25 protein-coding genes are annotated in these 20,802 nt (G+C 71.8%); 15 read left to right on the forward strand and 10 right to left on the reverse strand.

The features are described from left to right. Positions 1 to 27 precede the first annotated feature (27 nt). The gene (locus EJK15_RS25505) at positions 28 to 921 is read right to left on the reverse strand and encodes an aldo/keto reductase (RefSeq protein ID WP_138712986.1); all 894 of its coding nucleotides are present in this window, start codon (positions 919 to 921) and stop codon (positions 28 to 30) included. 59 nt (positions 922 to 980) lie between these two features. On the opposite strand from EJK15_RS25505, the gene EJK15_RS25510 reads away from it, so the two are divergent. Next, positions 981 to 1,349: a MerR family transcriptional regulator gene (locus tag EJK15_RS25510; RefSeq protein ID WP_138712987.1), complete on the forward strand. Its 369-nt coding sequence runs from the start codon at positions 981 to 983 to the stop codon at positions 1,347 to 1,349. Positions 1,350 to 1,364: 15 nt separating this feature from the next. Here EJK15_RS25510 and EJK15_RS25515 read toward each other — a convergent pair whose 3' ends face one another. Continuing rightward, positions 1,365 to 3,113, reverse strand: coding sequence for an AMP-dependent synthetase/ligase (locus tag EJK15_RS25515; protein WP_138712988.1), 1,749 nt, complete (start codon positions 3,111 to 3,113; stop codon positions 1,365 to 1,367). Between the two features lie 125 nt (positions 3,114 to 3,238). On the opposite strand from EJK15_RS25515, the gene EJK15_RS25520 reads away from it, so the two are divergent. The 7 genes from EJK15_RS25520 (at position 3,239) to EJK15_RS25550 (ending at position 8,932) form a co-directional block, all read left to right on the forward strand. Then, the gene (locus EJK15_RS25520) at positions 3,239 to 4,006 is read left to right on the forward strand and encodes a metallophosphoesterase family protein (RefSeq protein WP_138712989.1); all 768 of its coding nucleotides are present in this window, start codon (positions 3,239 to 3,241) and stop codon (positions 4,004 to 4,006) included. Between the two features lie 69 nt (positions 4,007 to 4,075). Further along, positions 4,076 to 4,513, forward strand: coding sequence for an SRPBCC family protein (locus EJK15_RS25525; protein WP_138712990.1), 438 nt, complete (start codon positions 4,076 to 4,078; stop codon positions 4,511 to 4,513). Between the two features lies 1 nt (position 4,514). Next, positions 4,515 to 5,678 carry an ArsA family ATPase gene (locus EJK15_RS25530; protein WP_138712991.1) on the forward strand — a complete coding sequence of 388 codons (1,164 nt, stop codon included), beginning with the start codon at positions 4,515 to 4,517 and terminating at the stop codon, positions 5,676 to 5,678. Between the two features lie 26 nt (positions 5,679 to 5,704). Further along, entirely contained in the window at positions 5,705 to 6,100 is a 396-nt protein-coding gene (locus EJK15_RS25535; protein ID WP_138712992.1) for a DUF5304 family protein, read from the forward strand. A gap of 14 nt (positions 6,101 to 6,114) precedes the next feature. Continuing rightward, positions 6,115 to 7,047: an ROK family glucokinase gene (locus EJK15_RS25540; protein WP_138712993.1), complete on the forward strand. Its 933-nt coding sequence runs from the start codon at positions 6,115 to 6,117 to the stop codon at positions 7,045 to 7,047. Between the two features lie 11 nt (positions 7,048 to 7,058). Next, on the forward strand, positions 7,059 to 7,754 hold the full coding sequence (locus tag EJK15_RS25545) for an endonuclease/exonuclease/phosphatase family protein (RefSeq protein ID WP_138712994.1): 696 nt from the start codon (positions 7,059 to 7,061) through the stop codon (positions 7,752 to 7,754). Between the two features lie 38 nt (positions 7,755 to 7,792). Continuing rightward, entirely contained in the window at positions 7,793 to 8,932 is a 1,140-nt protein-coding gene (locus tag EJK15_RS25550) for a beta propeller repeat protein (protein WP_240777201.1), read from the forward strand. A gap of 12 nt (positions 8,933 to 8,944) precedes the next feature. On the opposite strand, the gene EJK15_RS25555 is transcribed toward EJK15_RS25550, so the two are convergent. Both EJK15_RS25555 and EJK15_RS25560 read right to left on the reverse strand, forming a co-directional pair. Continuing rightward, positions 8,945 to 9,400, reverse strand: coding sequence for a hypothetical protein (locus tag EJK15_RS25555; protein WP_138712995.1), 456 nt, complete (start codon positions 9,398 to 9,400; stop codon positions 8,945 to 8,947). A 46-nt stretch (positions 9,401 to 9,446) separates the two neighbouring features. Next, a complete protein-coding gene (locus tag EJK15_RS25560) occupies positions 9,447 to 10,205 on the reverse strand; it encodes an alpha/beta hydrolase (RefSeq protein ID WP_138712996.1) in 759 nt (252 codons plus the stop codon). 177 nt (positions 10,206 to 10,382) lie between these two features. Here EJK15_RS25560 and EJK15_RS25565 point away from each other — a divergent pair, with 177 nt between their 5' ends. Continuing rightward, a complete protein-coding gene (locus EJK15_RS25565; RefSeq protein WP_138712997.1) occupies positions 10,383 to 11,090 on the forward strand; it encodes a lysophospholipid acyltransferase family protein in 708 nt (235 codons plus the stop codon). 6 nt (positions 11,091 to 11,096) lie between these two features. Here the strand turns inward: EJK15_RS25565 and EJK15_RS25570 are convergent, their stop codons facing one another. Then, positions 11,097 to 11,555 (reverse strand): MarR family winged helix-turn-helix transcriptional regulator, encoded by a 459-nt coding sequence (locus EJK15_RS25570; protein WP_138712998.1) that lies wholly within the window; start codon positions 11,553 to 11,555, stop codon positions 11,097 to 11,099. Between the two features lie 110 nt (positions 11,556 to 11,665). Here EJK15_RS25570 and EJK15_RS25575 point away from each other — a divergent pair, with 110 nt between their 5' ends. Further along, positions 11,666 to 12,094 (forward strand): DoxX family protein, encoded by a 429-nt coding sequence (locus EJK15_RS25575; protein WP_138712999.1) that lies wholly within the window; start codon positions 11,666 to 11,668, stop codon positions 12,092 to 12,094. A gap of 143 nt (positions 12,095 to 12,237) precedes the next feature. Here the strand turns inward: EJK15_RS25575 and mmuM are convergent, their stop codons facing one another. The 3 genes from mmuM to EJK15_RS25590 all read right to left on the reverse strand — a co-directional run bounded on the left by mmuM (position 12,238) and on the right by EJK15_RS25590 (position 14,503). Continuing rightward, positions 12,238 to 13,104, reverse strand: a complete 867-nt coding sequence (mmuM, locus tag EJK15_RS25580; protein ID WP_138713000.1) for a homocysteine S-methyltransferase — start codon at positions 13,102 to 13,104, stop codon at positions 12,238 to 12,240. Next, positions 13,101 to 13,934 (reverse strand): trehalose-phosphatase, encoded by an 834-nt coding sequence (gene otsB / locus EJK15_RS25585; RefSeq protein WP_206061106.1) that lies wholly within the window; start codon positions 13,932 to 13,934, stop codon positions 13,101 to 13,103. The genes mmuM and otsB overlap by 4 nt, the downstream gene beginning before the upstream one ends. Positions 13,935 to 13,996: 62 nt before the next feature. Beyond that, entirely contained in the window at positions 13,997 to 14,503 is a 507-nt protein-coding gene (locus tag EJK15_RS25590) for a Crp/Fnr family transcriptional regulator (RefSeq protein ID WP_138713001.1), read from the reverse strand. 73 nt (positions 14,504 to 14,576) lie between these two features. Here EJK15_RS25590 and EJK15_RS25595 point away from each other — a divergent pair, with 73 nt between their 5' ends. Further along, complete coding sequence (locus EJK15_RS25595) at positions 14,577 to 14,840, forward strand: YciI family protein (RefSeq protein ID WP_138713002.1); 264 nt, start codon at positions 14,577 to 14,579, stop codon at positions 14,838 to 14,840. A gap of 100 nt (positions 14,841 to 14,940) precedes the next feature. On the opposite strand, the gene EJK15_RS25600 is transcribed toward EJK15_RS25595, so the two are convergent. Beyond that, positions 14,941 to 17,367, reverse strand: coding sequence for a VIT domain-containing protein (locus tag EJK15_RS25600; protein WP_138713003.1), 2,427 nt, complete (start codon positions 17,365 to 17,367; stop codon positions 14,941 to 14,943). Beyond that, positions 17,364 to 18,284, reverse strand: coding sequence for a helix-turn-helix domain-containing protein (locus EJK15_RS72965; protein ID WP_206061107.1), 921 nt, complete (start codon positions 18,282 to 18,284; stop codon positions 17,364 to 17,366). The genes EJK15_RS25600 and EJK15_RS72965 overlap by 4 nt, the downstream gene beginning before the upstream one ends. 112 nt (positions 18,285 to 18,396) lie before the next feature. On the opposite strand from EJK15_RS72965, the gene EJK15_RS25610 reads away from it, so the two are divergent. From EJK15_RS25610 to EJK15_RS25625, 4 genes are all read left to right on the forward strand, one after another. Continuing rightward, positions 18,397 to 18,864, forward strand: a complete 468-nt coding sequence (locus tag EJK15_RS25610) for a Dps family protein (protein ID WP_138713004.1) — start codon at positions 18,397 to 18,399, stop codon at positions 18,862 to 18,864. Between the two features lie 156 nt (positions 18,865 to 19,020). After that, positions 19,021 to 19,662, forward strand: coding sequence for a TIGR04282 family arsenosugar biosynthesis glycosyltransferase (locus EJK15_RS25615; RefSeq protein ID WP_138713005.1), 642 nt, complete (start codon positions 19,021 to 19,023; stop codon positions 19,660 to 19,662). After that, on the forward strand, positions 19,659 to 20,270 hold the full coding sequence (locus EJK15_RS25620) for a class I SAM-dependent methyltransferase (protein ID WP_138713006.1): 612 nt from the start codon (positions 19,659 to 19,661) through the stop codon (positions 20,268 to 20,270). Before EJK15_RS25615 ends, EJK15_RS25620 begins: the two co-directional genes overlap by 4 nt. A 121-nt stretch (positions 20,271 to 20,391) precedes the next feature. Beyond that, the coding region (locus tag EJK15_RS25625) for an alkaline phosphatase PhoX (protein WP_138713007.1) at positions 20,392 to 20,802 on the forward strand (411 nt) is incomplete at its 3' end.

Consider the following 20,802-nt stretch of genomic DNA (forward strand, 5'->3'; position numbering starts at 1 on the left):
GGCTGGTCGTCTACTACGGGACGCGGCTCACTGGGGCGGCACGGCGGCCGACAGGCGGTCGTACTGCTCGTCGGTCAGTTCGACCGGCAGTGCGGCCACGTTCTCCTCCAGGTGGGCGATGGAGGAGGTGCCGGGGATCGGGATCACGGTGGGGGAGCGGCGCAGCAGCCAGGCCAGGGACGCCTGCGCCGGCGTGACGCCGATCTCGCCCGCCATCTCGGCCAGCGGGCTTCCAGGGCCGGCGTGCGCGCCCGCCGCGATGGGGAAGTACGGCAGGAACGCGATGCCGTGCTCGGCGGCGTAGTCGACGACGGGCTCGTGCTGACGGGTGGCCAGGTTGTACATGTTCTGCACGCTCGCGATCGGAGTGATCTCCGACGCCTCGCGCAACTCGGCCACGCCGACCTCCGACAGGCCGATGTGGCGTACCTTGCCCTCGTCCTTGAGCTGCTTCAGCGCCCCGACCTGGTCGGCGAGCGGGTAGTCCGGATCGATCCGGTGCAACTGCAGCAGGTCGATCCGCTCCACGCGCAGCCGGCGCAGCGCCAGCTCGGCCTGCTGGCGCAGGTAGGCGGGGTGGCCGAGGGGCACCCATTCGGCAGGCGACGGGCGTACCACACCGATCTTGGTGGCCACCGTCACGCCGCCCGCGTACGGGTGCAGCGCCTCGGCGATCAGCTCCTCGTTGGCGCCCAGCGCGTAGGCGTCGGCGGTGTCGATCAGGTCGACGCCCAGCTCGACGGCCCTGCGCAGGAGCGCGACGGCGGTCGCCCGGTCGGCGGGGGCGCGCCAGATGTGGGCCTCCAAGGCGGAACGGGCGGGCTCGGGGCCGTCGGCCAGTCGCATGGCGCCGTACCCGATCCGGGTCACAGGGAGGTCGCCGCCAAGGGAGAACATGTGTGCGGTGGGAATCTCTCTCATGGCCGTAACGCTAAAACCTCACATAGATGTGAGATGCAAGCCTGTGTGAGGAGCGTCATATGAAGATCGGAGCGCTGTCCCGGGAGACGGGGGTCAGCCAGAGGTTGCTGCGGTACTACGAGGAGCAGGGGCTGCTGACCTCGTACCGGGCGGAGGGCGGCCACCGCCGTTACGCCGAGGACGCTCCGGTCGTGGTACGGCGCATCCGCACCCTGCTCGCCGCCGGCCTGCCGACCAAGGTCATCAAGGACGTGCTGCCGTGCACGTCCGACTCGGGCGAGGGGCTCGACGTCTGCACCCTCGGCCACCTCCGCGACCGGCTCACGGGCCTGGACGAGCAGCTCGCCGAGATCCAGGCCACCCGCGACGCGCTCGCCACGATCCTGGCGGCCACTGAGCACTCCGGCGACCTGGCAGGCGCCGCCTGACTCCGGCCGCGAGTCCTAGCGGCCGGTGTAGAGGTCGTCGATCTGCTTGGCGAAGTCGCGCATGATGAGCCCGCGCTTGACCTTCAGCGTCGGCGTCAGGTGGCCGCTGTCCTCGGTGATGTCCGCGTCCAGGATCGTGAACTTCTTGATCTGCTCGGCCTTCGACACCGACAGGTTCGCCCGGTCCACCGCCGCCTGGATCTCCGCCTGCACCTTCGGGTCCGCGCGCAGCTCGGCCACCGACGAGCCGGCGGGCATGGCCTCGGGGTCGAGGGTGATCAGGGCGGCGACGAACGGCCGGTCATCGCCGACGATCATGGCCTGGGAGACCAGCGGATGGGCGCGCAACGCGTCCTCCAGCGGCCCCGGCGCGACGTTCTTGCCCGCCGCCGTCACCAGGATCTCCTTCTTGCGCCCGGTGATCCGCAGATAGCCGTCGGTGTCCAGATCGCCCACGTCGCCCGTGTGGAACCAGCCGTCGGAGTCGATCACCTCGGCCGTGGCAGTGTCGTTCTTCCAGTAGCCGTCGAAGATGTTCCGGCCCTTGGCCAGGACCTCGCCGTCGTCGGCGATGCGCAGGGTGACGCCGGGCAGGGGCTTGCCCACGGTGCCGATCTTGTTGGCGCCCGGCATGTTGACCGAGCACGGCGCGGAGGTCTCGGTCAGCCCGTAGCCCTCGAAGACCTCGATGGCGGCGCCCTTGAAGAAGTGCCCGAGCCGCTCGCCCAGCGCCGACCCGCCGGAAACGGCGGCCGAGAGCCGGCCGCCGGTGGCTGCCCGCAGCTTGGCGTAGACCAGCCTGTCGAACAGGGCGTGCTGCAGCCGCAGCCCCAGCGGCGCCCCGCCCGAGCTCTCGGCGCGGCTCCAGGCCACCGCCACGTCCACGGCGCGGGCGAAGATCTTGCCCTTGCCGCCCGCGATGGCCTTCTGCTCGGCCCCGTTGTAGACCTTCTCGAACACACGCGGCACGCCCAGCAGGAACGTGGGCTTGAAGTCCTGCAGGTCGGGAGCGACGTTCTTCATGTTCGGGGTGTGCGCCATGATCGCGCCCGCCTCGATCAGCACCACCTGGATCATCCGCGCGAAGATGTGCGCCAGCGGCAGGAACAGCAGCGCCGCCGGGTCCTTGCGGCTGAACAGCGGCTCCAGCGGCCCCCGCAGCACGTTGAGCGCGGTGAACAGCAGGTTGTCGTGGGTGATGCGGCAGCCCTTGGGCCGGCCCGTGGTGCCGGAGGTGTAGACGACCGTGGCCAGGTCGGCGGCGACGACCCGCTTCCTGCGCTCCTCCACGTCGGCGTCCGTGACGGCGCCGGTCTCCAGCGTGCCGTCGATCCGCCAGACCGCCTTGAGCTCGGGCGCCGCCTCGCGCACCGTCGCCTCGTGCGCGTCCTGCTCGGCGAAGACCGCCTTGGCCTCGCTGTCGGCCAGGATCCACCTGACCTGCTCCACCGACGACGTCTCGTAGATCGGCACGGTGACCGCGCCCACGGACCAGATCGCGTAATCGGCCAGTGTCCACTCGTAGCGGGTGCGTGACATCAGCGCGACCCGGTCGCCGTGCTCGACGCCCGCCGCGATCAGGCCCTTGGCCACCTCGACCACCTGGTCGCGGAACTCGGACGCGGTGACCACCGGCCACCCGTCGCCGATCTTGCGGCGCATGACGACGGCGCCGGGCTCCTGCTCGGCCCGTCTGAAGACCGTGTCGGGCAGGCTTGCCGAGGCAGGCACGTCGACCAGGACCGGGACGGTGTACTCGCGCACGAATCAAACTCCTCTTCGGGGACGCCTGGACGTTACCGCCTTAAGTTACGCGCCGGTAGCGCCGTCATTGAGGCGTTATGAAGGGCCTTCATCACGCTAGCAGCCGTCACTCATAGGATTCCCTCATGAGGGTCCATGTTGTGAGTGACGTGCACGGCAGGGCCGACGCGCTGGCCAGGGCGGGCGACGGCGCCGACGCGCTGGTCTGCCTGGGCGACCTGATCCTCTTCGTCGACTACGACGACCACGCGCAGGGCATCTTCGCCGACCTGTTCGGCGCGGACAAGGCCGCCGAGTTCATCGGCCTGCGCACGGCCAGGCGGTTCGACGAGGCCAGGGCCATGTCCGCGGCGCTGTGGGCCACGCTCGACGGCGACCCGCGCGAGCACATCGAGCGCAACGTCCGCGCCCAGTACGAGACCCTCTTCGCCGCCATGCCGACGCCCGCCTACCTGACCTACGGCAACGTGGACATCCCGCGCCTGTGGTCCGACTACCTGCGGCCGGGCCACCAGGTGCTCGACGGGCAGGTCACGAAGATCGGCGGGCTGCGGTTCGGGTTCGTGGGCGGCGGGCTCCAGACCCCCTACCGCACCCCCTACGAGCTCAGCGACGAGGAGTACGCCGCCAAGGTCGAGGCGGTCGGCGAGGTCGACGTATTGTGCTGCCACATCCCGCCCGCCGTGCCCGAGCTGCTCTACGACGTCGTGGCCAGGCGGTTCGAGCGCGGCAGCGAGGCCACGCTGGAGGCGATCAGGCGTACGCAGCCGCGCTACGCCCTGTTCGGCCACGTCCACAACCCGCTCCACGGCCGCGCCCGCGTCGGGCGTACCGAATGCGTGAACGTGGGCCATTTCCGGGGAAAGGGCGTCCCGTTCATCCTCGAATGGTGAGCTGACCGATACAGCCGACCCCGTTCAGCGGTCCACCGCAAGCAGCGGATTGTGCACTACGGTGGTCGCATGGCTGATCGAACCACTTCGAGCACCACCATCGGCGCCGGTCGCGCCGAGGTCATGGCGGTCATCGCGGACTTCCCGGCCTATCCGGAATGGGCCGGCTCGATCAAGAGCGCCGAGGTCCTCAGCGCCGGCGAGGACGGCAGAGCCGAGACGGTGCGGTTCGTCCTCGACGCCGGGATGATCAGCGACACCTACACCCTGGGCTACACCTGGCAGGACGACGAGAGCGTCAGCTGGCAGGTGGTCGAGCCGGGCAAGATGGTCTCCGACCTCAGGGGGAGTTACCGGCTCGACGACTCGGGCAGTGGCACTGACGTGACGTACGAACTGGCGGTCGATCTGAGCGTGCCCATGATCGGCATGATCAAGCGCAAGGCGGAGAAGGTGATCGTGGACACCGCGCTCAAGGGCCTCAAAAAGCGCGTCGAAGGCCGCTGAGTTGAGCCCGCGGGTCCTGCTCTTCACCGGCAAGGGCGGCGTCGGCAAGACCACGGCCGCCGCCGCGACCGCAACGCTTGCCGCGAGCCGCGGCCTCAAGACGCTCATCGTCTCCACCGACACCGCGCACTCGCTGGCCGACGCGCTCGCCGTCGAGCCCGGCGAGGTCGCGCCCGGCCTGCACCTGCACCAGGTCGACACGCAGAAGACGCTGGAGCGCCACTGGGGCGAGCTGCAGGAATACGCCAGGGGCGTGCTGATCGAGCTGGGCCTCGACGAGATCACCTCCGAGGAGATCACGGTGCTGCCGGGCGCCGAGGAGGTCATCGCCCTCCTCGAACTGCGCGAGCACGCCCGCGAGGGCCGCTGGGACGTGATCGTCGTCGACTGCGCCCCCACCGCCGAGACGCTGCGCCTGCTGGCCCTGCCCGAGGCGCTCGACTGGCACGTCAGCAGGCTCATGCCGGTCGGCCGCAAGCTCGTGAGGCTCGTCTCGCCGTTCGTCCGCAGCGTCGCGCACGTCAGCGCGCCCGGTGAGGACGTCATGAACGCGGGCGAGCGCTTCCACCGCGGTCTCATGGAGGTCCGCGAGCTGCTCACCGGCGAGAACGCCTCGGTGCGGCTCGTGCTCACCCCGGAGTCGGTGGTGCTCGCCGAGGCCAGGCGCACCCTCACCTCGCTCAACCTGTACGGCTACCGCGTCGACGCCGTGATCGCCAACCGGGTGTTCCCCGCCGGCGGCGCCGACGAATGGCGCGCCCAGTGGGTGGCGGCCCAGTCGCGGCTGCTGGCCGAGGCGGAGCAGTCGTTCGCGCCGCTGCCCATCCACGTCGTCCCCTACCTGCCCGCCGAGCCGGTCGGCAAGGACGCGCTGGCCGCGGTGGGCGCGGATCTCTACGGCTCGTCCGACCCGTTCGCCGCCCCGGCCGTCGAGCCGCCGCTGCGGCTGAGCGCCGACGAGCTGGCCCTCGCCCTGCCCGGTGCCGACCGCGACGACGTGGACCTGGCCCGCAAGGGCGACGAGCTGATCATCACCGCGGGCCCGTACCGGAGGATCCTGGCGCTTCCCGTGGCGCTGGCCCGCAGGAAGATCAGCGGGGCTGTGCTCCGCGACGGTGTGCTCCGGGTAGCGTTCAGCTCGGGGAGCGAGTCCGAGACCCGATGAGCTACCCGGGACGCAGGGAGGGCCAGATGACCGAGAGCAACGACAGAGATCCGATCGGGACCGTCGCCGACGAGGCGCGCAAGCTGTTCGACTCCATTCAGGGACGCGCCACGCGCCAGGTCGGCAGGAGCATGTTCAACTCGTTCACCAGCGGCGGCCGCAGGGAACGGGACGTTTGGGAGGAGGCGGTGTCCGAGCCTCACGACGAGTACATCTGCCGCGCCTGCCCGTTCTGCCGGGCGATCGCGGCCCGGCGCGAGTCGGGCTCCGACGTGACCGGGCACCTGATGGCCGCGGGCGGCGAGCTGTTCGCCGCGTTCCGCGAGGCGCTGGAGGCGCTCAACCGGCCCGCCCCCCGCAGGCCGCAGGAGCGCGACGACCGCGATCGCCGTGACGACGTGGAACACATAGATCTGGGATAGGGAGAACAACGGGCATGCTCACGATCGGTGTCGACATCGGCGGGACCAAGGTCGCCGCGGGTGTGGTCGACGACCAGGGGAAGATCGTCGCCCAGACGCTGCGGCCCACCGCCGCCGACCGCCCCGACGTGGTGGCCGAGACAGTGGTCGACGTCGTTCGCGAGCTGTCCGCGGGCAGGGAGATCGAGGCCGTCGGGGTGGGCGCGGCCGGGTTCGTCGACGAGACGCGCTCGATGGTGCGCTTCGCGCCCAACCTCGCCTGGCGCGAGGAGCCGCTGCAGAAGAAGATCAGCGGCCTCGTCGGCCTGCCGGTCGTGATCGAGAACGACGCCAACGCCATGGCCTGGGGCGAGGCCAGGTTCGGCGCCGGGCGCGGCCAGGCCTACGTGGTCTGCGTGACGCTCGGCACCGGCATCGGCGGCGGCCTGGTCTTCGACGGCGCGCTCTACCGCGGCCGCTGGGGCATGGGCGCCGAGATGGGCCACATGCAGGTCGTCCCCGGCGGGCGGCCGTGCGGCTGCGGCAACGTCGGCTGCTGGGAGCAGTACGCCAGCGGCCAAGCCCTCGTCAAGGAGGCCAGAGAGCTGGCCTCGGCCCGCCCCGAGCAGGCCGGGATCCTGCTGGGGCTGGCCGGCGGCAAGATCGAGGGCGAGGAGGTGACCGAGGCCGCGCGCCTGGGCGACGAGGTCTCGCTGGCCGCGTTCGCCGCCTTCGCCGACTGGCTCGGCCAGGGCATGGCCGACCTGGCGGCGGTGCTCGACCCCGGCTGCTTCATCGTCGGTGGCGGCGTGTCCAGGGCCGCCGACCTGTTCATCGACCGCGCCCGGGCGACCTTCGCCGAGCGCATCACCGGCCGCGGGCACCGGCCGCTCGCCGAGATCCGGCTGGCCGAGCTGGGCGCCTCGGCCGGGGTGGTAGGCGCCGCCGACCTGGCCAGACTCCGCTAGAGACGGGCCGCGTGACGATCAGGGTCGGCACCTACAACCTGCACGGGATGCGCGACAGCGTGCCCGCGCTGACCAGGGTCATCGCCGCCATGCGCGCCGACGTGCTGTGCGTGCAGGAGGCGCCCAGGTTCGGCCGCTGGCGGGCCAGACGCAGGGCGCTGGCCGCCGCGGCGGGACTGCGGGTGGCCACCACGGGCAGGCTGGGCGGCGTGGCCGTGCTCACCGGCCCCCGCGTCCGCGTGCTGCGGGCCCAGAGCCACGCCCTTCGGGTCTTCCTCGGGCTGGAGCTGCGCGGGCTGGCGGTCGCCGTGGTGGAGGCCGAAGGGGAGCGGCTGGCCGTCGGCTCGCTCCACCTCGACCTCAACGACCCGGCCAGGGTCCACCACGCGGCCGAGGCGGTGGCGCTGATGGAGCACGCGGCCGCCCCGTTCGGCGCGGCGATCGTGCTCGGCGGGGACGTCAACGAGCAGCCGCACCAGCCGGCCTGGCGCTATCTCGCCGGGCGGCTGGCCGACTGCTACGCGGTGGCGCCCAAGGGCGGCGGGCTGACGTTCACGGCCGCGCGGCCCGCCGTACGCATCGACGGGGTGTTCGCCGCGCGCGAGGCGCATGTCATGTCGTGCGGGGGAGTGGATGCCGGAATCGCCGATCTAGAAGGGGCCAGCGACCATCTGCCGGTCGTCGCTGAGTTGAGAGTTGGGCACTAACGGGCAAGAAGGGCCGTCCTGCCCGTAGCATTTGCACCATGACCCGTCGCTCTCGGCGGCGTGCGCTCTCCTTGATCTTGGCGACGTCCGTGGCCTTGTCTCAGGTCACGCCCGCCGCGCATGCCGATCCCAGCCGCCCCGCCACGATCGAGGCGTGGCAGCAGTCGACCAGCGTGCGCCTCGCGGCCGACGGCTCGCTGTCCGACGTGCTGGCGATCTCGTCCAGCGACGTGTGGGCGGTCGGCCAGCAGGCGATCTGGGACGTGTGGAAGAACCGCGGCACGATCCGCCACTGGAACGGCACCGCCTGGGCCGAGGTCTCGATCCGCGACGCCACAGCCGCGGGAAACCTGCGCGGCCTGGCCGCCGCCGCGCCGTCCGACGTGTGGGCGGTCGGCGACGGGCACGACGGGTTGCCGTACCTCGCCCACGGCGACGTGACCGGGTTCGACCGGGTCTGGCCGCAGGAGCGCGTGGCCGAGGGGATGCGCCAGGTGCTGCGGGCCGGCGACTGGCTCGGCGGCATCGACGCCAAGCCGGGCAAGGTCGTGGCGGTCGGCAGCCGTGACAGGCAAGGGCTGGTCCTCACCGGCCAGGGCAACACCTGGACCGTGCAGGAGATCAAGGAGAAGGGCTCCCTGTACGCGGTGGCGGGCGGGTTCGCCGTCGGCGACACCGGCACCGAGCCGCTGGTCGTGCACTACTCGGGCGGCTCGTGGAAGTCCATGCCGCTGCCCTCGATCCCCGGCGGCTACCTGCGCGACATCCAGACCGACAGCTCCAAGCGGGCGGTCGCCGTCGGCGGCGTCTACCGGGGCCCCGGCGACATCTCCCCGCTCGTGCTGACCTGGAACGGCAAGCGCTGGAAGCGGCAGGCGCTGCCGGATTCGGAGGCCCGGCTCTACGGCGTCACCGGCGACGGCAAGGGCCGCTACTGGATGGCCGGCTACGACCCGGCGCGGGCGGCCGAGCCGTTCGTGATGCGCTGTGAGAAAGGCGACTGCGAGATCATCCGCGGCGACGCCAAGAAGGGCAGGAGCAGCGTCCGCCTGCAGTCGGTGGCCTATCTCGCGGGCAAGAGCACGATCTGGGCGGTCGGGCACGCGGTCGACACCGCCGACCGCTACACCGACGTCGTGGAGTCGTTCGCGCCCAAGCCCGCCGAGTCGAAGTCCTAGAACGCCGCGGTCCTAGAGCACCGCGCCGTCGTCCCAGCCGGAGTCGTTGGGCGGGCCGTCGCCCATGCGCACCACCAGCGCCACGAACCCGCCGATGAACGCCGCCACCGCCGTGAACAGCGCCCACCCCTCTATACGCCAGCTCGCCACCGCGGCGACCAGGAGGTAGGCGGGCCCGCCGAACAGCGCGACCCACGCCAGCTTGGTCGTCAGGTCGAGCTTGGGCAGCGGCGGCGGAGGCGGAGGCACGAAGTGCCCCTCTTCCTCCGCGTCGTCGTCCTGCTTGTCCTCGGTGTCGCCGAAGTCCTCCTCGAGCTCCTCGGAGGGCTTCACCACCCGCCGGGTGGGCTCGGCGGTGACGTTCTCGCTGTCAGGCCATGGCTGCTCTGCCGAGTCGCGCTCGGCTGTGTCGTTGAAGGACGCGACGATCTGCCGCCAGACCTCGTCCTCGTCACTCTGGGGCGTCACCTAGATGGGCCTCTCCGCAGCGATCGCGACTTCCCCCTGGGTGCGATCAGTCCCTCTGCAAGGGTACCGAGGCATGTGTCCGGATGAAGTCGAGGCTACCGGCAAAGATCCTGTCGGCATCATTGTCGAGCGTCGCAACATGATAGCTATCGGTAAGCTCCTCGATCGTGGCCTGCGGTACCTGCCGGCGAATGATCGCCACACTCGTCGGCTTCACCACGTGGTCGTCCACACTGTGGAAGACCAGCAGCGGCTGCGTCACCTTCGCCAGGTCGGCCTGCACCAGCGACCACAGCCCCGGCAGCGACGCGGCCGCCTTCACCGGGGTGCGGGAGTAGGCCAGCTCGGTCACACCGGGCTTCTTGACGTCGTTGGCGACTCCGGGCACGGACGGCACGAACCACTTCAGCAGCGGAGCCAGCTTCAGCAGCGGCACGTCGTTGGCGATCGACGGGTTGACCAGGAGCACGCCCCTGATCGCCGCGCCGTGCACCTCGGCGAGTCGCAGCGCCAGGCAGCCACCCAGCGACAGCCCCGCCACGAACACCTCCGAGCAGCGGCCCTGGAGGTCCTCGAACGCCTTCTCCACCTCGGCGTACCAGTCCTCCCAGCGCGTCCGGTTCATCTCCTGCCACCTGGTGCCGTGCCCCGGCTGGCGGGGCAGCGAAACGCTCACTCCGTGCCCGGCCAGGAACTCGCCCCACGGCCTTAACGACTGCGGTGTGCCGGTGAACCCGTGGCAGAGCAGCACGCCGACCTGTCCCGCGTCGTGGTGGTAGGGCTCCGCGCCTGGCATGAGCGGCATAACAGCTCCTCCCTGGAGTTCATTCCGGGGCAGTGGCAATCCGTGCAATTTGATCCCGGAACGGCCCGATCGTCGCACGTTCCGGGGTGATTGTGCGAGAGCTGGTGTAGGAGCATGGCCGTCGAGGTGGGAAGATGACTCTGCCCGCCGATGACGTGCTGGAGAAGAGGTGCCGGGGTGTTCTACTGGGTGGTCAAGGCCATCTTGGGGCCGTTGCTCCACCTCGTGTTCAGACCGTGGACAGAGGGTGCCGAAAACGTGCCCAAGGAGGGGCCGGTGATCCTGGCCGGCAACCACCTGTCGTTCGCCGACCATTTCTTCGGCCCGCTCCAGCTCCGCCGCAAGGTCATCTCGCTCGGCAAGTCCGACTACTTCACCGGGCGCGGCATCAAGGGGTTCTTCACCCGGCTGTTCTTCAGCGGCGTCGGCACCGTGCCGATCGACCGCTCCGGCGGCAAGGCCAGCGAGGCGGCGCTCCGCACCGGGCTGCGCATCCTGCGCGAGGGCAACGTCCTGGGCATCTACCCCGAGGGCACCCGCTCGCCCGACGGCCGCCTCTACAAAGGCAAGACCGGCGTGGCCCGGCTCGCCCTGGAGTCGCGGGCGCCGGTCATCCCGTGGGCCATGGTCAACACGTACGAGATGATGCCGCCGGGACGCCCGTTCCCCAAGGTCGGGATCCGGCCGGGCGTCAGGTTCGGCAAGCCGCTCGACTTCTCCCGCTACTACGGGATGGAGGAGGACCGCCTCGTCCTGCGCGCGGTGACCGACGAGATCATGTACGCGCTGATGGAGCTGTCCGGGCAGGAATACGTCGACAAGTACGCCGCCAGCGCCCGTGTCGAGATGGAGCGCGCCTCCCGCGCCGCGGCCGGCAAGAGTTAGCCGGGCTCAGACCGACCGTAACGCCTGCTCCGTCTTCTGCATGGCCGCCGTCATCGTGTGCAGCTCGTCGCGGCTGAGCCGGTCGATCAGGTACGCCCGCACGACCTCCACGTGGCCCGGTGCCACCCGTTCCAGGCACCGCATGCCCGCCTCGGTGATCACTGCCAGCACGCCGCGGTCGTCCGACGGGCACGTCGCCCGCTCCACCAGTCCGGCCTTCTCCAGCTGGGTGATCTGGTACGTCAACGCGCTCTTCGACACCACGACGCCCCTGGCCAGCTCCGTCATCCGCATCTGCCGACCGGGGGCGTCGGCGAGCCGCACCATGATCTCGTACTGCGGATGCGTCAGCCCGGCAGCGGCCTTGAGCTGCTCTTCGATGCGCCTCTCCAGCAGGTGAGAGGTCGACAAGAAGGCGCGCCAGGCCGTCATCTCCGTCGCGTCCAGCCATCGGATGTCTGTCACCGCCTCAGTGTAGGTGCAGCCTTCGCCGCCCACTGTACCGATTGTTCAGATTTGAACATCCACGCTAGGGTTGAGATAGTCCAAAACTGAACTAGAGCCAAGGAGGTCGCATGGTCGACCAAGCACGTCCCGTCGCACTGCTGCTCGCGCGAGTCGCCATCGGGGCGATCTTCCTCGTGCACGGCTACCAGAAGTTCGTGACCATGGGCATCGCGGGCACGACCAAGTTCTTCGAGTCCGTCGGCGTTCCGCTGGCCGGCGTGGCGGCCCCCGCCGTGGCGGTGCTGGAGGTCGCGGGGGGCCTGGCGCTGATCCTGGGTGCCGCGCTGCCGATCGTCGGCACGCTGCTGGCCCTCGACATGATCGGCGCGATCGTGTTCGTCCACGCGCCCAACGGCTTCGGCGCCGCCGAGGGCGGCTACGAGTTCGTCCTGGCGCTGGCCGCGGCGGCGCTGGCCATCGGCTTCACGGGCGGCGGCGCACTGGCCGTCGACCGGCTGTTCGGCCGCCGCCGCAACTCGCAGGCGGTCTCCGCCTAGCACCCCGACCGCCCCATCGGCGGTCGCCCGGCGCCGGCCGCCGCCCTGGCGGTCGCCCGGAGACCCGGCCGCCGCCCTGACCGCCATCCCTGGCGGTCGAGCGGCGCCTTGACCGCCGTCTTGGCGATACCCCCCGCCCAGGATCAGGACAAATGGGCGCGGATCTGTGTGATGTGCTCCGGCGCCGTACGGCAGCAGCCGCCGATCAGCGACGCCCCCGCCCGCTGCCACTCCTTGGCGGCCTGCCCGAACTCCACCGGATCGGCCAGGCCCAGCCAGCGCCGGTGCCCGGCGTCCCAGGTCTCGCCCGAGTTCGGGTAGACCACGACCGGCAACCCGCCGGCCAGGCACGAGATCAGCCCGGGGATGTGGCGCGGCGCGGTGCAGTTCGCGCCGACGGCCACCACCTGCGGATTCCCGCTGAACAGGGCGGCCGCCTCGCGGATCGGCGTGCCGTCGTTGAGCCGCTCGCCGTCCCGGCAGGAGAAGCTCACCCACGCCTTCGCCCTGGGCGTGTGGCCCAGGAGCCTGGCCAGGGCCCGCGCCTCCGGATAGGACGGGATCGTCTCGCAGGCCAGCAGGTCGGCGCCGGCCGAGGCGAGGATCTCCCAGCGCGGCAGGTGCCAGGCGTACAGGCCGTCCTCGTCGAGGTCGTAGTCGCCGGTGTACTCGGCGCCGTTGGCCAGGTAGGCGCCGTACGGGCCGACCGAGGCAGCCACCAGCCCACGACCGGCCTGATCGCGCGCCTGCCCGGCCAGCTGGACCGACAGCCTGATCAGCGCCTCGGCTTCCGCCGCCCCCAGCCCGCGCCGCATGAAGCCCTCGATCGTGGCCTGGTAGCTGGCGGTCGTGGCCACGTCGGCCCCTGCCGCGTAGTAGTCGGCGTGCGCCTGCCGGATCAGCTCCGGCCGCTCCAGCAGCAGCCGCGCCGACCAGAGTTCGTCGCTGAGGTCGGCGCCGAGCCGTTCGAGATGGGTGGACAGGCCCCCGTCGAGCACAAGTGTGGTCACCCGTCCAGGGTAAGAGCCACCGGGGGATGGCCGGGAAACGCGCTGATCACCTGGTCGAGCAGCACAGGCGTGTCCTCGGGGGAGTCCACCGTGAAGTCCGCCCGGCGCGCCAGCTCGTCGCCCGTCTCCCCGTTGGCCACCGCGACCGTGACGCCCATGAACGCGGGATCCCGCATCTCCCGGCGGCGCAGCGCCTCGAACGCCCGGCCGTCGGAGAGGTCGTCGCCGAAATACCAGGCGCGGGTCAGCGTCTCGGTCTCGCGCGCGATGACCGTGCCCTTGTCGCGCTCCACAGGCGGCCTCAGTTCGACGACCATGCGGCCGTGCTGCTCTCGCAGGCCCAGCTCCGCCGCCTTGCCCGAGGCCCACCGCTCCACCGCGCCGCGCAGCGCGGGGGCCGAGCGGTAGTGCAGCGCCACCAGCAGCGCCTTGTCCTCCACCAGGATCTCGCCGGGCAGGTCGCGGGCGGCGTCCGCGGCCAGGCGCCGCATGACCGGCGCCCACGGCTCCGCCTCGGGATCGGTGCGCACCTGGCCGTCGACGACGGTCTGCATGCCGTACAGGCCGAACAGGCTCACGTGCGGCGCGCGCGAGAACCGCTCGCACAGGAACGCGACCGGGCGGGCCGAGACCACGGAGACCTTGCTCACGAGCCGCGTCAGCGCCTGCAATCGCTCCACCGCCCCCGCGACGGGGAACACCGCGCCGGGATCTCGCATGATCGGCGCGATCGTGCCGTCGTAGTCGAAGAAGAAGCCTGATCCCCTGCTCTCGGAAACGGTGGCCGACACTGCTTCGGAGAAGCGGAGCGGGGCGCGTGAGGTCGCCATGTTCAGTGACGATAGAGCAGCCTGACCGGCTCGGATAGACGCTCGTCCGCATTCGGCCGGGGTCAGAGGGCGGCCCGGCGGGCGAGGGCCTGGCGGTCCAGGACGATCACCTCGCCGCCGCCGATCTCGATCATCCCCCGGCGTTCGAACGCCCGCAGGGCGCGGTTGACGCTCACCCTGGTCGCGCCGATCTCGGTGCCCAGTCCCGCCTGGCCGGCGTGGAGCGGCACCCGGCCGTCCGCGCACCGCCGTACCAGCCAGGTGGCCACCCGCGCGGGCACGTCGCGCACCGTCGCGTCGGTGAGCCGCTCGTCGAGGTCACGTACGGTGGCGGCCAGCGTACGCAGCAGCCGCGCCGCGACGGCCGGCTCGGTGGCGACGAGCTCCAGCACCGCCGTACGCGGCAGGTAGCCGTCGAGCAGCACGATCAGCTGATCGGCCGGATCGCCCTCGGTGCACAGCATCTGCCCGGCCGGGTACCGCCTGCGCCTGGCCAGGGCCGCCAGTCCGCGCAGCCGCTCCTCGCCGAGCTCGCCGAACATCGGCAGGTCGGCCAGCGTGTACGTCATGTATCCCGATATACACCCTGCCGGTGTCCCCTGATGCTGAGAGCCGGCCCGTCGCGCCCTAGCGTGCGGGGGTATGGCGAGATACGTGTTGCAACTGGCCTTCGACGGCGACCCGTGGCGGCTCTCGGTCCGGCCCGCGCACCGGGAGCACCTGCGGCGGCTCAAGGAGGAGGGGCGACTGGTGACCGCCGGGCCGTGGGCGGACGACAGCGGGGCGCTGCACGTCTACGAGGTCGCGGACGAGGCCGAGCTGAAGGACATCCTGCGCCGGGACCCGTACACGGAGGTGGACGGCTACGAGATCGTGCTGCTGAAGGAGTGGAACCAGATCATGTAAACGGGCCCGTCCCGCGAGAGTCACGCGGGCAGGTGGATGCCGATCATGGGCTCGCCCCGCCCCCGCCGAGCGATGGGGCGGAGGCGCGGCGAGCCACAGATCAGGCGCGCTTCCAGAAGGGACCGCGACGGCCGCCACCGGGCTGCCCGCCACCCGGCCCACCTGAGGGCCCGCTGCCCGGCCCGCCTCCGGGACCTAGGGCACCGCCCACGAGAGCCGTGAGGACCTCGACGGCGCGGTCGTGCAGGGCCTGCGCGTCCGCGCCCGGCCGCTCGGCCGCCTCCAGTTCGCGGGCGAGCGCCGCCAGCTCCTCGTTGCCGCCCAGGTACTCCGCGAGCGCCGACAGCCGCGAGCCCAAGTCGGCCAGGTACAGCACGTCCGGCGCCGGCAGTGCCTTGAGCCTGTCCAGCTCGGCCACCAGTTGAGGCGTGACCGTGTCCAGCCGGTGCGCGGGACGCGGCGCGGGGGCGAACCTCGGCATGCCCCCGCGGCGCCCGGGACGGCGATCGCGCAGGCCACCGCCTGGCGCCGCCGGAGGCTGCCGGCCGATCAGATCCGGCGCGCCACCGGCGACGAACCCCTGGTCCATCTCGGCGGCGCCGAAGCCGGGCTGCTCGGGCTGCCGCGTTCGCGGGGCGGCCGCGGGCGCGGCCATCAGCGCCGCGTGGGCCGTGAATCCGCCGCCCAGCATCGGCTGGCTCTGCGGCGGCTCCCAGCCGCTCGGCGGCTCGACCGGCTGGATGACGCGATGCTCCGGCTCCCCCTCGGCGACCTGCCTGGTGTCGACCGCCACGTACGCGGTGAAGCGGCAGAGCACGCCGTGGTCGAGCGACGTACGCACGATGCGCTGCTCCAGGTCGTGCTCGCCCATGGCGTACCGGTCCTCAAGCTCCCGAAGGTGCGCGCGGGCCCAGACGGCGCGGATGGCCGGATTGTCCACCGTGACGCCCGTGACCTGCTCCTCCCACGGCCCGCCGGCGGCCATGCCGTGTACGGTCGCCGAGGAGCCTTCGCGGTAGCGCCCGTACACGCGCAGCGGCACGCCCGGGAAGATCGAGCCGAGGTGGGTGACCGTGCCCGGCTCCACCTCCAGGCCCTTGAGCGAGAGGTCGGTCACCAGGGGAGCGCCGATCCTGCGGTGGATGTGGTCCATGGCGGCGTCGAGCCGGTCCTCCGACTCGACCAGCTCGCACCGGCCCGCGCCCAGGCCGGCGAGCCTGCCGAGGAACCCGGCGTTGACGGCCCGGTCGATGCCGACCGTGTGCACCCGCATGGCCGACAGCGCGCCGCCCGCCTGCTCCAGGATGTGGTCCTCGTTGCCCACCTGGCCGTCGGTGACCAGCACCACGACCCGCTCCCGCTCCGCCGGCCCGCCCAGGAGGGTGATGGCCTGGCGCAGCGGCTCCAGCAGTTCGGTGCCGCCACGGGCGTCGACCCGCGCGAGGTGCTCGACGGCGCGGTAGCGGTTGCGGTCCGACGCCTCCACGAGCCCCTCGAACGCCCGCTCCACCACCGAGTCGAACGTGAGCACCGCGAACCGGTCCTGCGGCGTCAGCGTGTCGACGATGCGCGCGGCGGCCCGGCGGGCGGCCACCATCTTCCAGCCGCCCATGCTGCCCGAGCGGTCGAGCAGCAGCACCAGGTCGCGCGGCGTACGCGTGGACTGCAGCGCCGGAGGCACCACGGTGAGCGCGAACGTCCCCTGGCCGTCGAGCTGCAACGACGTGGACGCGTCGAACGACATGCGCAGGATGAAGTCCCGGTCGAGCCGCTCGCCGGGGCGCAGCCGTATGAGAAGCCGAGGAGCCTGCGACGATGAGGTGCGGCCCTCCTCCTCGACCACGTGCAGGCTGGAAGCCAGCTCCCGTAGCTCCAGCCCGGCGGCGTCGACGGTCGCGGTGAGCGACAGGCGTACCGGGTTGGGGAAGCCGGGCAGCAGCACAGGCGGGCTGATCCTGGAGGCGTCGGGCACGGCATCGGTGTCCGGCGCGACGCCGTCACCCGCGGGCCGCCCGTCGATCGGGTTGCCGGGGATGTAGCGCGGCGCCACCACCAGTGGGAACCGGAACGTGGCCGCCCCGTCCTCGTACGGCAGCGGCTGGCTCATCGTCAGCCTGACCGAGACCCGCTCGCCGGGCAGGATGTTGCCCACCCGGATCGTGAACACGTCCGGCCGGTCCTCCTCGGCGATCGCCGCCCGTTTCCCCTCGCGCAGCGCCCGGTCGTAGTCCGCCCTGGCCTGGCCGCGCTCCTTCAGCACGCCCTCGACCACCCGGTCGTCGGCCTCCATCCGGAATCCCGTCACCGCCGCCCGGTCGGGCAGCGGGAAGACGTACGTCGCCTCCAGCGTGACGTCGAACGGGTTCCTGAACCCCTGCGTGACCTCGACCCCGGCGATGAGCCCCGAGATGTCGGCGGCCACGTCCACGGTCTCCAGCGGCAGGTTTCCGCGCTCGGTCAGCAGCGCGCCGAACCCGGCGTCCGGCACCGGCAGGCACCGCGCGGGCTCCAGCGAAGTGATCTTCATAGCAGCTCCCTTTCTTCGAGCACCGCGAGCAGCGGACCCGCCGCCGCCAGCACCGCCTGAACGTCCTCCTCGGACGGGGTACGCCCCGCGTCCAGCACAAGCCTCACCCCATCACCCAGCCTGACCCCCGCGACCACGGCACCGCGCCCGGCCCGCCGATCGGCCACCCCGGCCCCGGACGCCGCGCCCTGGACGTGGCGATCGGCCGCCGCGGTGTCTGCCTGCGTCTCGGCGGCGGGATGCGTGACCTCCTTGCCCGGCCGCTCGGCCCAGAACCGCCCGCGCACCGGCTCGTCGCCGGATCGCGCGCCATCACCGGCCCGCCGCCCCGCACGGGCACGCCCGCCACGATCATCGCCCCCAACGACGGCACCGCGACCTGCGGCATCGCCGACGGCACCGCGACCTGCGGCATCGTCACCGGCTACGAGATCGCCACCGGCTGCTTCATCGTGACGGGCTGCGCCGTCACGGAGCGGCCCGTCAGCAGGAAGCGTGTCGGCAAGCGTCGTCCGGCCGCGTGGCCCGCTGACACGTGGTGCGTCGCCAAGCGGCGTGGCGTCGAATGGTGGCGCGCCTTCGAACGCGCCAGGCGTAACCGTAAGCCCCGTGGCGGTCGCCGCCTCCTCCAGCATCCGATCCGTCGCGCCCGCCAGGGCCGCCTGGATGTCGGCGATCGAGTGTCCCGCCGCCTGCAGCCGCTTGATGGCCACCAGTTGCAGCAGGTGCCGCCGCCCGTACCGGGCGATCCGGCCGCGCCGGGTCAGCGGCGGGTCCACGAGACCGATGGTCATATACCACCTGATCAGCCGCTCCCCGGGCACGTCGCGGACCCGGCCGTTGGCCGGCGGGGCGCCGTCGCGCAGCGCCCGGGCGGCGTGCTCGGCCAGCTCACCGATGGTCCAGGTGTCGCTCATACCTCCACAATTACACTGTCATTATTACACTGTCAACGTGTGGGGGCCGGAAGGTTGGGCAGGGGGATTCCGTTGAAATAAATGGATAAGTCGTACCGAACGGGGAGGAATCATGGCCACGATCACCGGTCCGCTCTCGGGGGACGCCAAGAACACCGTCACCGAGGCCCTCCAGGGCGCCCTGGTCGACCTCATCGACCTGTCATTGATCGCCAAACAGGCCCACTGGAACCTCGTCGGCGCCCACTTCCGCCCGATCCACCTCCAGCTCGACGAGGTGACGGAGCTGGCCAGGAGGCACATGGACACGATCGCCGAGCGCGTCGTCGCCCTCGGGGCCAACCCGGACGGCCGCGCCGCCACGATCGCGAAGTCCAGCAAGCTGTCCCAGCCGGAGAGCGGCTGGCTGGAGGACGGCAAGGTCGTCGCGACGTTCACCGACATCCTGGACGCCATCAGCAAGCGCATGCACGAGCGCGTCCGGGCCACCGAAGAGCCCGACCCGGTCAGCCAGGACCTGCTCATCGCCGTGGCACAGGACATCGACAAGCAGCACTGGATGTTCCAGGCCCAGCGCTGACGAGAGCGGCACCAGCACCAGCGGAGCCCGGGAGCCATGACGGCCCCGGGTTCTCACATGTCCCGAACGCCCGGGCGCAATTCTTCCCCCAAGACACGCATGCCGTAAGCGGCACGTAAGGACTGATCATCTCTTGTGGATCTAGCGTGCCGCAGTATGGACAACCGCACGCAGATCGTCGTGCTCGCGAAGCGGCCGCGGCCGGGGCGCGTGAAGACGCGCCTGACGCCGCCGTACACGCCTGAGGAGGCGGCCGACCTGGCCGCGGACGCGCTGCGCGACACCATGGACGCCGTCTCCGCCACCCCCGCGACCGCCCGCGTGCTGGCGATCGACGACCCCGGGCCGGGCCTGGCCCCCGCCGGGTTCGAGATGATCGGGCAGCGCGGTGACGGCCTGGACCAGCGCCTGGCCTGGGCCTTCGACGACGTGTACGCCCGCCGCCAGGTCCCCGTCCTGCTCGTCGGCATGGACACCCCCCAGATCACCCCGACCCTGCTCACCCAGGCCGCGACGGCCCTCCACGAGCACGACGCCGTCTTCGGCCCCGCGACCGACGGCGGATTCTGGCTGCTCGGCCTGCGCCGCCCCGACCCCGCCCTGCTCCTCGGAGTGCCCATGTCCACACCCGGGACGGGCGCCGCCCAGCTGCGCCGCCTGAGCGGCCTGTCCGTGGCGACGATGCCGCTCCTCACCGACGTGGACGACGCGGCCGACGCCCGCGAGGTCGCCCGCCAGGCGCCGCACACCCGCTTCGCCGCCACCCTCGCCCGCCTGGCCGCCGGGGCCGCCAGGTGATCGGACGGCTTTACGCGGAGTCGCTGTCCGGAGCGGAGATCGACATCGAATACGAAGACGGCCGCCGCCGTCCTCTCGATGCCATGCGCTGGCTGGAGCCCATCGACGGCGACGAGGCCATGCTGTCGCGCTGCGCGGGCCCGACCCTGGACGTCGGCTCCGGCCCGGGACGGCTGACGGTCGCGCTGACCAGGCGGGGCGTGGCCGCGCTCGGCATCGACGTCACCCCGCACGCCGTACGGCTGACGCGGGAGGCCGGCGGCCTTGCCCTGTGCCGCGACGTGTTCGGCCGGGTGCCCGGCAGCGGCCGGTGGGCGACGGCGCTGCTGGCGGACGGCAACATCGGCATCGGCGGCGACCCGGTGGCCCTGCTGCGCAGGATGCGCGAGCTGGTACGCCCGGGCGGTGAGGTGATCGCGGAGGTCGCCCCGCCGGGCACGGAGAGCGTGACCGAGCGGGTCCGGCTCCGCCACGGCGCCGTCACCGGCTCCTGGTTCGGCTGGGCCAGCGTCTCGGCCTGCGCCGTGCCCGCGCTCGCCCGCAGGACCGGTTTCACGGTCACCGATCGTCACGAGGAGACCGGCCGCTGGTTCGCGTACCTGCGATAGCGCGTACGCACCGTTGCCCGGCCGGGGCCGGGCAGGGGTTTGCGCAGAGTTTGATGTCGCGAGTCCCTGCCATTCATGTCGGTGCGGTCGACTAGCGTGGCACCTAGAGGGAGGCCCCACGATGTCCCACAAGACTCTCCTCCGCACGGGCCCGCTCTTGCCGGGCGGCACCAGCCCGTACGGGCCGCTCGGCCTGCAGGGCGCCGGCGGCCTCGCGCTGCCCTCGGGGTTCACCGGGCGGGTGGTCGCCCGCTCCGGCCACAAGGTGGCCGAGCTGACCTGGCACGCGGCGCCCGACGGTGGCGCCTGTTTCCCCGACGGCGACGGCTGGATCTATGTGTCCAACTCCGAGCTGCCCCTGCTCGGCGGCGCCTCGGCGCTGCGCTTCCGTGCTGACGGCAGCATCGGCGACGCCTACCGCATCCTGTCGGGCACCGACCTCAACTGCGCGGGCGGCGCCACGCCGTGGCACACATGGCTGTCGTGCGAGCTGGGCCACCGCGGCCGCGTCTTCGAGTGCGATCCCTACGGT

Origin of the sequence: Nonomuraea basaltis, assembly GCF_005893125.1 — a bacterium.
Lineage (GTDB): Bacteria > Actinomycetota > Actinomycetes > Streptosporangiales > Streptosporangiaceae > Nonomuraea > Nonomuraea basaltis.

What these genes read in the sequence shown, in the direction of transcription:
- EJK15_RS25505 (WP_138712986.1), bottom strand. Translation starts at nt 921, where the DNA reads ATGAGAGAGATTCCCACCGCACACATGTTCTCCCTTGGCGGCGACCTC.
- EJK15_RS25510 (WP_138712987.1), top strand. Translation starts at nt 981, where the DNA reads ATGAAGATCGGAGCGCTGTCCCGGGAGACGGGGGTCAGCCAGAGGTTG.
- EJK15_RS25520 (WP_138712989.1), top strand. Translation starts at nt 3,239, where the DNA reads ATGAGGGTCCATGTTGTGAGTGACGTGCACGGCAGGGCCGACGCGCTG.
- EJK15_RS25525 (WP_138712990.1), top strand. Translation starts at nt 4,076, where the DNA reads ATGGCTGATCGAACCACTTCGAGCACCACCATCGGCGCCGGTCGCGCC.
- EJK15_RS25535 (WP_138712992.1), top strand. Translation starts at nt 5,705, where the DNA reads ATGACCGAGAGCAACGACAGAGATCCGATCGGGACCGTCGCCGACGAG.
- EJK15_RS25540 (WP_138712993.1), top strand. Translation starts at nt 6,115, where the DNA reads ATGCTCACGATCGGTGTCGACATCGGCGGGACCAAGGTCGCCGCGGGT.
- EJK15_RS25550 (WP_240777201.1), top strand. Translation starts at nt 7,793, where the DNA reads ATGACCCGTCGCTCTCGGCGGCGTGCGCTCTCCTTGATCTTGGCGACG.
- EJK15_RS25560 (WP_138712996.1), bottom strand. Translation starts at nt 10,205, where the DNA reads ATGCCGCTCATGCCAGGCGCGGAGCCCTACCACCACGACGCGGGACAG.
- EJK15_RS25575 (WP_138712999.1), top strand. Translation starts at nt 11,666, where the DNA reads ATGGTCGACCAAGCACGTCCCGTCGCACTGCTGCTCGCGCGAGTCGCC.
- otsB (WP_206061106.1), bottom strand. Translation starts at nt 13,934, where the DNA reads ATGGCGACCTCACGCGCCCCGCTCCGCTTCTCCGAAGCAGTGTCGGCC.
- EJK15_RS25590 (WP_138713001.1), bottom strand. Translation starts at nt 14,503, where the DNA reads ATGACGTACACGCTGGCCGACCTGCCGATGTTCGGCGAGCTCGGCGAG.
- EJK15_RS25595 (WP_138713002.1), top strand. Translation starts at nt 14,577, where the DNA reads ATGGCGAGATACGTGTTGCAACTGGCCTTCGACGGCGACCCGTGGCGG.
- EJK15_RS25600 (WP_138713003.1), bottom strand. Translation starts at nt 17,367, where the DNA reads ATGAAGATCACTTCGCTGGAGCCCGCGCGGTGCCTGCCGGTGCCGGAC.
- EJK15_RS72965 (WP_206061107.1), bottom strand. Translation starts at nt 18,284, where the DNA reads ATGAGCGACACCTGGACCATCGGTGAGCTGGCCGAGCACGCCGCCCGG.
- EJK15_RS25610 (WP_138713004.1), top strand. Translation starts at nt 18,397, where the DNA reads ATGGCCACGATCACCGGTCCGCTCTCGGGGGACGCCAAGAACACCGTC.
- EJK15_RS25615 (WP_138713005.1), top strand. Translation starts at nt 19,021, where the DNA reads ATGGACAACCGCACGCAGATCGTCGTGCTCGCGAAGCGGCCGCGGCCG.